The organism is Variovorax sp. SG517 (genome assembly GCF_013376045.1).
Taxonomy (GTDB): domain Bacteria; phylum Pseudomonadota; class Gammaproteobacteria; order Burkholderiales; family Burkholderiaceae_C; genus Variovorax.
The window spans coordinates 222279-234292 of sequence record NZ_JABMJG010000010.1 but is presented as its reverse complement, the minus strand read 5'-3'; the positions used below and the strand labels follow the sequence as shown (position 1 = coordinate 234292).

The window sequence follows — 12014 nt, the reverse complement described above, 5'->3', positions numbered from 1 at the left end:
GGTTGGGATTCTCTGGGATTTTGGTTAACCATACAATTTAATTTGGTTAACCAAACGGAGGCGGATGGTACGGAGCACCGGGGGCCGAGTCAATCCGGGGGCTTTCCCTGAGGCTGCGGTGCGCAGGCAATAATCCGCCTGCCTATGCCCTCCGCCGCCCGCAAGCCCCCAGCGACAACCCCCTCCCCCGAACCCTCGGAAGCCGACGACGCGAACGTGGACGAACGCGTCTACGCCGCCGTCTCCAAGGCCCTGCTCAGCGGCAAGCTGCGCCCCGGCACGCCGCTGCGCGAGCGGGCGCTGGCCGAAGCGCTGGGCTGCACGCGCGGCGCGGTGCGCAAGGTGCTGGCGCGGCTGGGCATGGAAAAGCGGCTGGTGCTGGAGCACAACCGCGGCGCCTTCGTGCCCAACCCCTCCATCGAAGACATGCGCGGCATCTACCGCGCGCGCCGCATCGTGGAAGCCGGCCTGGTGACCACGCTCTTCGGCAACCTCTCGCGCGACCAGGTGGCAGCACTGCGCAAGCACGTGCAGGAGGAGCAGAAGGCCTTCAAGGAAGGCCGGCGCGAGGATGCGATCAAGCTGGCCGGGGACTTCCACCTGCTGCTGGCGCAGATGGCGAACAGCGAAGAGCTGCTGTCGTACATCAAGCGGCTGATATCGAACACCGAGCTCTACAAGGCGCTCTACGACTCCGCCGAGGCCGCGAGCTGCGCCCCGCGCGAGCATGAGCAGATCATCGAGGCGCTGGCCACGGGCAAGTCGCTCGACAAGGCATTGGAGGTGGCGCTGGAACACCTCGACGAACTGGAGCAGCGCGTGATCGCCGGCGCGGCGGCCGAGCAGGAGGTGGACCTGGCGACGCTGCTGAACGGCGGCGCCGGCGGCAAGAACAAGCCGCACGCGCACGATCACTGAGCCGGCCTGCGTGGTGACCGGCGTGGTCGCGATGACGATGCCCGCGACGAAACTTTTGCGCCGCTGAGCGCAGTTTTTACGCGGCCTTTAGATGGTCGCCCATACGCTGCCGGCTCCTCCATTCGTCAGCGATTTCTTCGATGAAAAACCTTCTGCGCATCGCACTGCCGATGCTCGTTCTTCCCACCCTGGGTGCCCTGCCGACGCTCGCGAGCGCACAGCTCAGCGGCAATGTGTCGCTCACCACCAACTACAAATTCCGCGGGCAGGACCAGGACATGCTCGGCAAGAACGACTACGCCAAGACCAGCGCCTTCAAGCCCGCCATCCAGGGCGGCTTCGACTACGCCTTCGGCGACAGCGGCTTCTACCTGGGCAACTGGAATTCGAGCGTCAACTGGCTCAAGGGCAACAGCATCGAAAGCGACATCTACGGCGGCTACAAGTTCAAGGCCGGCCCCTTCGACATGGACGTGGGCGCGCTCGCGTACATCTATCCGGGCAACTCTTCGGGCAACACCACTGAGCTCTACGGCAGCGCGGGCTACACCGACGAGACCATCGGCTCGTTCACGCTGAAGTACTCGCACACGGTGTCGAAGGACTACTTCGGCTATGCGGGCAACAAGGCCGGCTCGGGCCTCAAGGGCACCAACACCGGCTACCTGAACTTGGCCTACAGCAAGGAGATCATGCCCAAGCTCACGCTGAAGGCGGCCGTGGGCTACACGAACATGTCGAGCGACATCCGCAGCCTGGGCTACAAGAGCTATGTCGACTACAACGTGGGCGCGAGCTACGACTTCGGCAATGGGCTCTCGCTCGCTGGCTCGGTGCAGGGGGCCAACAAGCAGAGCGCGTATCTGTCAGTGAGCAATCCGGGCATCGACCTGGGCTTCGGTCCGTTGGGCAGGCAGACGTACTCGCCGAACAAGGCGCGCTTCATTCTTACGTTGACCAAGACGCTGTAGGCCACACCGTCGCCTTGGTTCGGGGGCGCGATCACGCCGACGGGGGACATTCGCAGAGGGGAGTACCCGGCGGCCTGTGGACGCGCCCCGAACAAAGTTCAATCGATGCTGATGTTCGCCGCCTTCGCAACCTCGGCCCACTTCACGCGGTTCTCGTGCACGGTCTTCTTGAACTGCGCCGGCGATTCGATGCGCACGGTGTTGCCCTGGCTCTCGAAGCGCTCGCGGATCTCGGGCGTCTCGAGCACTGTCTTCACCGCGGCGTTGAGCTTGTCGACGATCTGCGGGTCGGTGCCCTTGGGCGCGAAGATGCCGAACCAGATCGAGCTGTCGAAGCCCTTGGTGCCGGGCAGGCCGCTCGCTGCGATGGTGGGCACCTCCTTCACCGCGGGCACTGCCGCCGCGGTGGTCACGCCCAGCAGGCGCACCTTGCCGGCCTTGTAGTGCGGGAGGATGGTCTGCACCTGGTTCATGATGCAGCAGGTCTCGCCACGCACCACCGAAGTGATGGCCTCGGGGCCGCCCTTGTAGGGCACGTGCACCATGTTCAGGCCCAGGCGCGAATTGAACTCGGCAAAGGCCATGTGCGTGCCGGCGCCGTTGCCTGTAGACGCATAGTTGTACTTGCCGGGGTTGGCCTTGACCAGCTCGACGAATTCCTTCAAGGTCTTGACGTTGATCACGTCGGGATTGATGGTGAGCACGTTCGACACGTCGAGCACCGGGGCCACCGGAATGAAGTCGGCCTCCACGTCGAAAGGCAGCTTCTTGTAGAGCGCGGCATTGCTGCCGTGCGTGGCGGCGGTACCGAACGAGAGCGTGTAGCCGTCGGGCTTGGAGTGAGCCACGTAGTCGCTGGCGATGTTGCCCGCGGCGCCCGACTTGTAGTCGATGATGACCGGCTTGCCGAGCTGCCTGGAGAGCGGCTCCTGGATGGCACGGGCCACCACGTCCACGCCTGAGCCGGCCGGGAATCCCATGATCAGCGTGACGGGTTGCTGCGGCCAGTCGTGCGCGGCATGCTGGGCGAAGGCAGCGGGCACGGCAAGCGATGTCGCGGCCAGCAGCAGCGAGCGGCGAACGATTCGAGTGAGGGGAGAATGAGCCATGGCAGTCTTTCGGTCGGTCAGTCTTTTGTCTTCAATGCAGACGGTGCAGCCGCGCATTGTGGCGCGCGGCTGATGCCCGATTCCATATGAGCTTATGCGCGACATGCAGGTATCGCGCCCGCTCCCGATAATCGCCCCATGGTCCGTTCCACCCAACAACTACACGCCCCGCGCGAGCCCGCGCCCCTGCGCCCGGCCGCCACGGTGCTGCTGCTGCGCGATAGCGCCGCCGGCATCGAAGTGCTCATGACCCGCCGTTCCGCCACCGCCAGCTTCGCGCCCGGCGCCTACGTATTTCCCGGCGGGCACATCGACGAGGCCGACGAGGCCGCCAAGCGCATCGCCACGCGTCGCCCCACGCAAAGCCGCGTGCAGCGCACGCAGGCCATCGCAGCCATCCGCGAGGCCTTCGAGGAACTGGGCATCCTGCTCGCGCACCATGCCGACGGCAGCCCCGTCACTGCCGAAGACATTGCCGCGATGGACCGTGGCAACACCGCCGGCACCGCCTTCGCTGACCAGTGCGCCGCGCGCGGCCTCGTGCTCGACACCAACCGCGTCTTCACCTTCGCGCACTGGATGACCGACCGCGACCTGCCCCGTCGCTTCGACGTGCCCTTCCTCGTCGCGCGCATGCCCGAGGGACAGGTGCCCACGGCCGACGAGAGCGAGCAGTTCGAGCCCTGCTGGGTGCGCCCCGCCGACGCGCTCGCGCGCCACGAGGCCGGCAGCTTCTTCATGATCTTCCCGACCGTGCGCACGCTGCAGCGCATGGCCACCTACGCCACCGTCGACGCTCTTCTCGCGGCCTGCGCCGGCGAGGTGCCGCTGTGGACCAGCTGCCCGCGCGCCGGCCTGCTCAAGGGCGAGGACGCGCGCTACATGGAGCACGAATCGCCCTACGGCGAACTCGCCCTGGTGTGCCCCGACGGCCAGGTGCTGCATGCGCTCGACTGGCAGAGCGAAACCCCGGTGCCGCTGCTGAAGAACGTGATGCGCCTGACCGCGCCCAACGCCAGCATCATGACCGGCCCCGGCACCAACAGCTACATCGTGGGCGACGCGGCCACGGGCTACATCGTGATCGACCCGGGCCCGAACGACTTCGACCACATCGGCCGGCTGTGGCGCGCCACGCATGGCGACATCCGCATGATCGTCTGCACGCACTCGCATGCCGACCACTCGCCGGGCGCGGCGCCGCTGCAGGCGCTGTGCACGAAGGGCAGCAAGCCGCCGATCCTCGGGCTGGCTTCGAAGCCGACGGCACGCTCCACCGCGCGCTTCACGCCCGAGCGCGAACTGGAAGACGGCGAATGCCTGGTGCTCTCCGGCACCACCGAAGCCGGCGAGTCCGTCACGCACACGCTGCGCGTGATCCACACGCCAGGCCACGCGGCCAACCACCTGTGCCTGGTGCTGGAGGAAGACGGCCTGCTCTTCTCGGGCGACCACATCCTCAACGGCAGCACCACGGTGATCGACCCGCCCGACGGCGACATGAGCGCCTACCTCGATTCGCTGGACACGCTCGACAAGGCCTGCGATGCCGGCGGCATCGAGTTCATCCTGCCCGCGCACGGCTACGTGATCGGCTTCGCGCGCACCGCCATCGGCATGCTGAAGGCGCATCGCCTGAAGCGCGAGGCCAAGATCGCCGCCGCGATGCAGAAGCTGCCCGAGGGCACGCCCGAGCAATGGCTGCCGCTGGCCTACGACGACGTGCCCGAGCGCATGTGGCCGGTGGCCGCGCGCTCGCTGGCAGCGCATGTGGCGCGCATCCGGCAACTGGCGGAGTTCCATTGAACATGGGCAGCGCTCCCGCCGAAGACGAAGGCATCCGCCTCGCGAAGCGCGTGGCCGCGCAGGCAGGCGTGTCGCGGCGCGAAGCCGAGCTGCTGATAGAGAACGGCGCGGTGCGCGTCGACGGCGTGCAGCAGACGCTGCCGCAGTCGCGCGTGCTGCCGCACCAGCGGGTGGAGATCGAGGCCGGCGCGAAGCCGCAGCCGGTGGAGCCCGTCACATTGCTGCTGTACAAGCCTGCGGGCATGCCCATCGACACCGCGCACGAGCTGCTCGTGGCCGCCAACCACCACGAACCCGAGCGCGCCGGACTGCGTTTTCTGCCCGCGCATGCGAGGGGCCAGCGCTGCATGACGCCGCTCGAAGCCGGCGCGAGCGGGCTGGTGGCGTACACCCAGGAATGGCGCGTTGAGCGCAAGCTGCACGAGGACGCCGCCTTCATCGAGCACGAGGTGATGGTCGACGTGGCCGGCGCGGTGAGCCCCGAGGTGCTCGCGCGGCTCGAACGTTCGCCCGCGCGCGTGAGCATCGGACGACAGACCGCCGAACAGACCGGCCTGCGCTTCGCGCTCAAGGGCGCGCGGCCCGGGCAGATCGCGCACATCTGCGACGGCGCGGACCTGCGCATTCTGGCGATGCGGCGCATCCGCATCGGCCGCGTGCCGCTGGCGGGGCTGCAGCCCGGCCAGTGGCGCTACCTTGCACCCCACGAACGCTTCTGAAAACAACAGCAAGAAAACAGAAGAGAAGAAAAAAAGAAAACCGTCGAGAGAGAAGACAGAGGACGACAACGACGATGCACCGCATGTTCGCGGCCCGCAATTTCCAGCCCGCGGCCTCCAGAGCCGCCAGCCCTCAGGGAGAGACTGAGTCATGAAGTTCGGAACACAGGGCACCGCCCTCGCCTGCACCGTGCCGCTGGCACTGGTGACGGGATGCACCTACCTCACGCCCGCTGCGCCGCCGCCGGCGCCGGCCCCCCCGCCAGCCATCGTCTCGAAGGACGGCCTCGCGCCCATCACCGAGGAGCAGGTCGAACGCATCCGCGAGGCCATCGCCAGCAAGCCGCCGAGCCCCGCCGTGGGCAAGGTGGTGCGCAGCGCCTCCCCGACCATCGAGTCCTTCGTGCGCACCGAAGGCTGCATCACCGCGCGAAACGGAGCGGTGCTCAACCCCTTCGCCGCGCCCGGGCGCCTGTTCGACGGCAGCGGCTTCCAGGGCGGGCCGATGTCGGAGATGCAGTACCACGACAAGACCGCCTGCGTGACGGTGAAGCGCATCCAGAACTGGAAGATGGTCTCGCCGAAGCTGCTGCGCTTCGAAGTGGTCTACGTGGGCGACGACGGCGAGGAACGTGCCGTCAAGCGCCACGAGCTGGTGCGCCAGCCCAAGGGCGGCTGGCTGTTCACGCGCTGAGGCCGGCCGCCACCGTTGCGCGGGCCGGAGGATACGGCCGCGGTCACTGCCTGGTGGTCGCGGTCGCGGCGTCCGCCGACGCGGCGTTGCGCGCCAGGTTGGCGCCCTCGGGCTCCCAGCCGCCACCCAGCGCCATGAACAGCACCACTTGGTCGTCGGCCAGCTGCGCCTCGCTGGCCGCGAGCGCGGCCTCGCTGGCGGCCAGCGAGCGTTCGGCGTCGAGCGAATCGAGATAGCCGGTGCGGCCGTTCTGGTAGAGCTGGCGCGCCTGCGCCGCGACCTTGGCGCTTTCGTCGCGCGAGGCCTGCAGTGCGGCGCGGCGGTCGAGCTCGCGCGCGTAGGTGGCGAGCGCGGTCTCGGTCTCGCGCAGCGCGGTGAGCACGGTGCCGTCGAACTTGGCGAGCGCGGCGCGCGTGCCGGCCTCGGCCTGCGCGATGCGCGACTGCGCCACGCCGGTGTTCGGAATGGTCCAGGAGATCAGCGGACCGAGGCTCCAGGCGAAGGTGTCCTTGCGCCCGAAGCCGTCGGCATGGCCCACGGAAGAGCCCGAGAGGCCCAGCGTGACCTTCGGATAGAGCTCCGCAGTCGCCACGCCGATGCGCGCGGTCGATGCGGCCAGGCTGCGTTCGGCCTGGCGGATGTCAGGCCGGCGGCGCAGCAGCGCGGCGCCGTCGCCCACCGGCAGCACGCCGGCCACGCGCGGCGGCACGGTGCAGTCGGCCACCTCGCGCGGGAAGTCCTGCGGCAACGCGCCGGTGAGCGTGGCGAGCCGGTAGAGCGCGCCCTGGCGCTCTGCCTTCAGCGGTGGCAGCGCGGCGTTGAGCTGCTGCAGTTGCGCGCGTGCGCGGTTCGCGTCGATGGCACCGGCGCGGCCCGCGCGCTGCAGGCGGTCGGTGACGTTGACGGCGTCCTGCTGCAGCGAAACGGACTTCTGCGCGATCTGCAGCCGCAGGCCGGTGGAGCACGCTTCGGCATACGCGCGCGCAGTGCCTGCCGCCACGTTCACGCGCACCAGGTCGAGCGCGGCTTCGGCCGCCTGCGTGCTGGCCTGCGAGGCTTCGATGGCGCGGCGGATCTGGCCGAACAGGTCGACCTGGTAGGAGAGCGACGCACCCGCGCTGTAGTTGAAGGTGCTCGGCGGCTCGTAGCCCTTCTGCAGCAGCGACAGGCCCGAGACGTGGCCGTACGAAGGACCGCCGTTCACGCCGATGGTGGGGTACTTGGCGCCGGAGGTCTCGTCCTCGATGGCGCGCTCGCGCTCGAGGTTCGCGACGGCCTGGCGCAGGTCGGTGTTGTGCGCGAGGGCCTGCTCGACCAGCTTGTCGAGCAGCGGGTCGTGGTACAGGCGCCACCAGTGCGCGGGCAGCGGCGCGGCATCGGCGGGCGCCTCGGCGAAGGGCTTGCCGGCGGCGGCCTGGCTGGCCAGCGCCTCTGGCGGCTGCTTGTAGTCGGGGCCGACCGCCGCGCAGGCCGCGAGCGCGGCAGCGGCGGCCAGCGATGCGATGCGGAATGCGAAGCTGGTCATGTCGTTCATCCCTTCTGCGGCGTGGAAGCCGTTGCCGCCGTCTTCTGCACGGGCTTGTTCTCCAGCACCTGCACCGTGACCGTCTGGCCCGCGACGAGGCGCGCACCCTGCGGCAGCGGATCGAGCTTGACGCGCACCGGAATGCGCTGCGCGAGCCGCACCCAGTTGAAGGTCGGGTTCACGCTGGGCAGAAGGTTGGCGCTGGTGGAGCGGTCGTGGTCGGCGATGCCGGCGGCCACGCTCTCGACCGAGCCTTCGAGCACGGCGCCGCCGCCCATGGGCGTGACGCGCACGCGGTCGCCGAGGTGGATGCGCGGCAGCTTCGTCTCCTCGAAATAGCCTTCGACGTAGAACGACTGCGCATCGACCAGCGCGAGCACCGGCCGGCCCGCCGCGGCATAGCTGCCCTGGCGCAGGTCGAGGTTGGTGACCAGGCCGTCGGCCGGCGCGCGCACCTGGGCGCGCTGAAGGTTGAGGCGTGCCGAGTCGAGCGCCACTTCGGCCTGGGCGACCGCGGCCTGCATCTGCTCGACACGCGAGCGGGTCTGTTCGCGCGACTCCTTCGATACCAGCTCGTCGAGGCCGGCATTGCGCGCGTTCTCGCGCTGGGCCTGCGCGCTCACGGCGCGCTGCGCGGCGAGCGCGGCCTGGGCCTGGCGCACGGCGAGGTCGTAGCGCGCGCGGTCCACTTCGAAGAGCAGCGTGCCGGCGGCCACGGGCTGGTTGTCGTGGATGGGCACGGCCGTGACCAGGCCCGAGACGTCGGGCGCGATCTGCACGACGTTGGCGCGCACGCGGCCGTCGCGCGTCCACGGTGCGAGTTCGTAGTGGTCCCACAGGCGCAGGCCGGCCCACACGGCGGCGGCCACCACGGCCAGGGTGATGAGGATGCGGCCCAGGCGCTGGGCCCACGGATTGGTGTCGGTTGGAGTTCGGGCGGCTTTCATTGGAATCTCGTTGTTGTCATTGGAGGTAGGCGCTGGCGCGGCTGAGCGCGTAGAGCAGCAGCAGGTAGAGCGCCATGTCGAAGAGGGCCGGATGCCACACCCAGCGGTAGGCGCCGGTGGCCGCGAGCAGGCGGCGCACGCCCCACAGCACGAGCAGTGCCGCAAGCGCGAGCACCATGATCCAGGGCAGGTACAGGCCGTAGAAGCTGGCTTCGCCGATCATGCGGAAGCTCCTTGCGAAGTGAGGGACGTGCTCGCGAGCGATGGCGGCGCGTCGGGAAAGAGGTTGCGGCGCAGGCCCACCAGTGCGGTGACGGCCGAGCGCGCTGCGGTGGAAGGAGCGGCGTCGCGCGCATCGAGCATGGCGCCCAGTGCCTCGTCGATCTGCGGCAGCAGGCCCGGCGGACGCGGGTTCATGCGGCCCTCCGCGCGCTGGCGGAAGAAGCGCGAGATGCCGCCCAGCAGCGCGGCCGAGGTGGCCAGCGGCAGCTGGCCGCGCACGCGCTGCAGCACGGCGATGTCGGCGCCCATGCGCAGGTCGCGCAGCGCGTCGTTGGCGGCCACGCCCTCGACGGTGCCGCCGGCCTGCGCGATGCGCGGTGCGAGCAGGCCGATGCGGTCGAGCATGCGCACCGCATAGGCGTCGCTCTGCGCGTACTGCGGCTGCGAAGACGCTGCCATGTCGCCCAGCTCACGCCAGGTGGCGCGCTGGATGCGCCGCGCGCTCCAGTCGGCGCCCACCGAGCGCACCAGCCGCGTGACGCGCGCTGCGACGACCACGCCGACGATCTGGCCGATCATGCTGTTGAGGAAGCTCACCAGGTCGGAGCTGGCGGTGTCGTGCATCGCCAGCGTGCCGCACACGCCGAAGATCAGCGCCATCGCGGGCATGAAGTGCGTCGGGCGCGGCAGGTAGAAGCCCAGCAGCAGGAAGAGCGGCGCGCAGATGAGCACCAGCATGCCGAAGTCCTGCACCGTGGGCATGAGCACCAGCACGTACACGGCCGAGATCGGAATGGACCACAGCGTCCACTTCAGGAAGCCGTGGATCGCCGGCACGGGGTCGTCCATGGTCGCGAAGAAGCAGCAGAAGACGGCGGCCATCATGGTCGCGGCCGAGCCCATCGGCCAGCCGGTGAGGATCCAGAACGCACCGCACAGGCAGATGGCGATGACGGCAGCCAGCGCCGACAGCAGCGCCATGCCGTAGTCGCGGTGCAGCACGCGGCTGCCGAGCGCGGCCGTGCGGCGCAGCGGGGCGGCGCCCTTCAGGCCTTCGTCGATGTCCTGGCGCAACTGGGCGCAGGCGGTCCAGCCGTCGACGAGCTCTTCGAGGCGGCCCGCGAGGCCGATGCGCAGGGCTCGGCCCCAGCGACCCTGTTGTTCTGCATTCGGCGGCGTGGCGCCCAGGGCATCGATGGCACTGCGCAGCTCCTGCAGGCGGCCGGCGCGGGTCGCTGCATCGCCGGAGGAATCGGCTTCATCGCGCAGCCATTGCGCGGCCTTGGCGAGCACGGCGGCCACGTCGGGCGCGATGGCGCCTTCGGCCTGCTCCAGCGCCAGCAGGCGGTCTTCGACGGCAGAGAGCGCGGGCGTGAGCGCGGCGACGCGGTCCTGCATCGCGCGGATGGCGCCGGCGGTCCAGCGCAGGTGCGTGGTGTCGAAGGGAACGTGGGTGGAGAGAAGGCGCAGCTGCGTGATGTCGCCGGCGAGGCGGCGGCGGTCGTCGTCGAGCCGCCGCGGCTCGGCGCTGCTGCGGCCGGCGGGCTGGAAGAGATCGCCCAGCCACTTGCGCGCGTCCTGCAGCGTGCGGTCGAGCAGGCCCAGCACGGTCGGCGCAAGGCCCGCCGGCAGCACGAGGCTGTGGATGAGCGTGGCGCAGAAGATGCCCAGACCGATCTCCTCCACGCGCGCCACGGCCGTGTCGAACAGCGCGAGCGGCGTCTGCACCGACGGAAAACCGATCAGCGCCGCCGTGTAGCCCGCGAGCATGAAGACATAGGAGCGCGGCGTGCGGTCGAGGAGCGAGATGCACAGGCACAGCCCCACCCACAGCGCGAGCACCAGCGTGAGCAGCTCGGGCGCGTTGGACAGCGCCGGCACCAGCAGCACGGTGGCGGTGCAGCCGATGAGCGTGCCGAGGAAACGGAACACCGCCTTGGAACGCACCGCGCCGGCCAGCGGGTGGGCGACGATGTAGGTGGTCATGAGCGCCCAGAACGGACGCGGCAGGCCGGCGCGGCTGGCGAGGTACATCGCCAGCATGGCGGCGGCGAAGCTCTTGCCGGAAAAGAGGATCTCCGCGCGGCTGAAGCGCGGCAGGCTGAACGCGGCCATCGGGCTACCCGCGCCCTTCCTGCGACGGCGGCGGCGGCAGGCTCTGCACGGTGCGAACGCCCATGCGCTCCTCGAGCACGGCGAACACGCGCAGGCAGGCCGCGACGTCCTCGTCGGACACGCCCTCGAACAGCGACACCCGCATGAGCGTCAGAGCGGCCTCGATGGGCTCGCACACGGCCTTGCCGGCCTCGGTGAGGTGCAGGGTCTTGGCGCGGCGGTCGGCCGGGTCTTCGCGGCGTTCGACGAGGCCGGCTTCCACCAGCTGGTCGACCGAGCGCACCAGCGACGGCCCCTCGATGCCCAGCGCCTCGGCCAGCACGCCCTGGCGCACGTCGCCGTTCATGCGGCCGAGCATCACGATCGGATAGGCCAGCGTCTGCGACACACCCACATGCGCCACCGCCTTGTCCGCCGCGGCGCGGTAGCCGCGCTGCAGCGTCGCCAGCGAAGTGCCGAGCCGCATCAGCGACTGTTCGCGCGTCAGTTGGGGGGTGGATTGGGTGGTCAAGATAGCCGCCTATTAATTAGCATGCTATCGATTATACGGGTAACTACCAATCCCTGCAGGCGGCAAGGCTCGCGCCCGCCTTCGGTCAGGGCCGAGGGGCGCGGAAAAACGGAAAGGGGAAAGAAGAAGAAAAGTGTGAAGCTCGCCGATAAGCCGGATTCTGTGCACCGCAGGCCCCTTGCGGAACCTGCGGCGTGACCGCCATTACTCTGGGCCGTTTGTCACCAAACGGCTCGATGCCACCTACCCGCCAGCTCAGCGGAACCACCTCGATACTGGCCTACTTGGTGTTGCTGCGCGCAGAGATTGCCCGTTTCACCCGAACTCAATCGGCTCGTCTCTGTTGCTCTGATCCTCACCTCACGGTGGAGAGTCGTTAACTCCTGCGCTGTCCTGTGCAGTCCGGACGTTCCTCCAGTGCGGCCTTTCGGCACTTGCACCAGCGGCGGTCTGGCGTGCTTCACGGGGTGGATTATC

Annotated in this window: 11 protein-coding genes and 1 other RNA gene; 5 read left to right on the top strand and 7 right to left on the bottom strand. The window is 69.2% G+C overall.

The features are described from left to right. The first annotated feature begins 144 nt into the window (after window positions 1-144). On the top strand, window positions 145-918 hold the full coding sequence (locus FHT32_RS27820; protein ID WP_176667794.1) for a GntR family transcriptional regulator: 774 nt from the start codon (window positions 145-147) through the stop codon (window positions 916-918). 170 nt (window positions 919-1088) lie between these two features. Next, entirely contained in the window at window positions 1089-1889 is an 801-nt protein-coding gene (locus FHT32_RS27815; protein WP_371132266.1) for a TorF family putative porin, read from the top strand. A 98-nt stretch (window positions 1890-1987) separates the two neighbouring features. Here the strand turns inward: FHT32_RS27815 and FHT32_RS27810 are convergent, their stop codons facing one another. Continuing rightward, on the bottom strand, window positions 1988-2998 hold the full coding sequence (locus FHT32_RS27810; protein ID WP_176667792.1) for a tripartite tricarboxylate transporter substrate binding protein: 1011 nt from the start codon (window positions 2996-2998) through the stop codon (window positions 1988-1990). 138 nt (window positions 2999-3136) lie between these two features. Here FHT32_RS27810 and FHT32_RS27805 point away from each other — a divergent pair, with 138 nt between their 5' ends. The 3 genes from FHT32_RS27805 (at window position 3137) to FHT32_RS27795 (ending at window position 6217) form a co-directional block, all read left to right on the top strand. Next, the gene (locus tag FHT32_RS27805; RefSeq protein ID WP_176667791.1) at window positions 3137-4804 is read left to right on the top strand and encodes an MBL fold metallo-hydrolase; all 1668 of its coding nucleotides are present in this window, start codon (window positions 3137-3139) and stop codon (window positions 4802-4804) included. 2 nt (window positions 4805-4806) lie between these two features. Then, a complete protein-coding gene (locus FHT32_RS27800) occupies window positions 4807-5523 on the top strand; it encodes an RNA pseudouridine synthase (RefSeq protein ID WP_176667790.1) in 717 nt (238 codons plus the stop codon). Between the two features lie 151 nt (window positions 5524-5674). Next, window positions 5675-6217 (top strand): hypothetical protein, encoded by a 543-nt coding sequence (locus tag FHT32_RS27795; RefSeq protein ID WP_176667789.1) that lies wholly within the window; start codon window positions 5675-5677, stop codon window positions 6215-6217. Window positions 6218-6260: 43 nt separating this feature from the next. Here the strand turns inward: FHT32_RS27795 and FHT32_RS27790 are convergent, their stop codons facing one another. The 6 genes from FHT32_RS27790 to rnpB all read right to left on the bottom strand — a co-directional run bounded on the left by FHT32_RS27790 (window position 6261) and on the right by rnpB (window position 11999). After that, entirely contained in the window at window positions 6261-7751 is a 1491-nt protein-coding gene (locus FHT32_RS27790; protein WP_176667788.1) for an efflux transporter outer membrane subunit, read from the bottom strand. Then, the gene (locus FHT32_RS27785) at window positions 7748-8689 is read right to left on the bottom strand and encodes an HlyD family secretion protein (RefSeq protein WP_176667787.1); all 942 of its coding nucleotides are present in this window, start codon (window positions 8687-8689) and stop codon (window positions 7748-7750) included. The genes FHT32_RS27790 and FHT32_RS27785 overlap by 4 nt, the downstream gene beginning before the upstream one ends. A gap of 16 nt (window positions 8690-8705) precedes the next feature. Next, window positions 8706-8912, bottom strand: coding sequence for a DUF1656 domain-containing protein (locus FHT32_RS27780; protein ID WP_019658367.1), 207 nt, complete (start codon window positions 8910-8912; stop codon window positions 8706-8708). Further along, window positions 8909-11026, bottom strand: coding sequence for an FUSC family protein (locus FHT32_RS27775; protein WP_176667786.1), 2118 nt, complete (start codon window positions 11024-11026; stop codon window positions 8909-8911). Before FHT32_RS27775 ends, FHT32_RS27780 begins: the two co-directional genes overlap by 4 nt. A gap of 4 nt (window positions 11027-11030) precedes the next feature. Next, a complete protein-coding gene (locus FHT32_RS27770) occupies window positions 11031-11492 on the bottom strand; it encodes a MarR family winged helix-turn-helix transcriptional regulator (RefSeq protein WP_176667903.1) in 462 nt (153 codons plus the stop codon). Window positions 11493-11670: 178 nt separating this feature from the next. Beyond that, an RNA gene (rnpB, locus tag FHT32_RS27765) (RNase P RNA component class A) lies at window positions 11671-11999 on the bottom strand. Window positions 12000-12014: the final 15 nt, after the last annotated feature.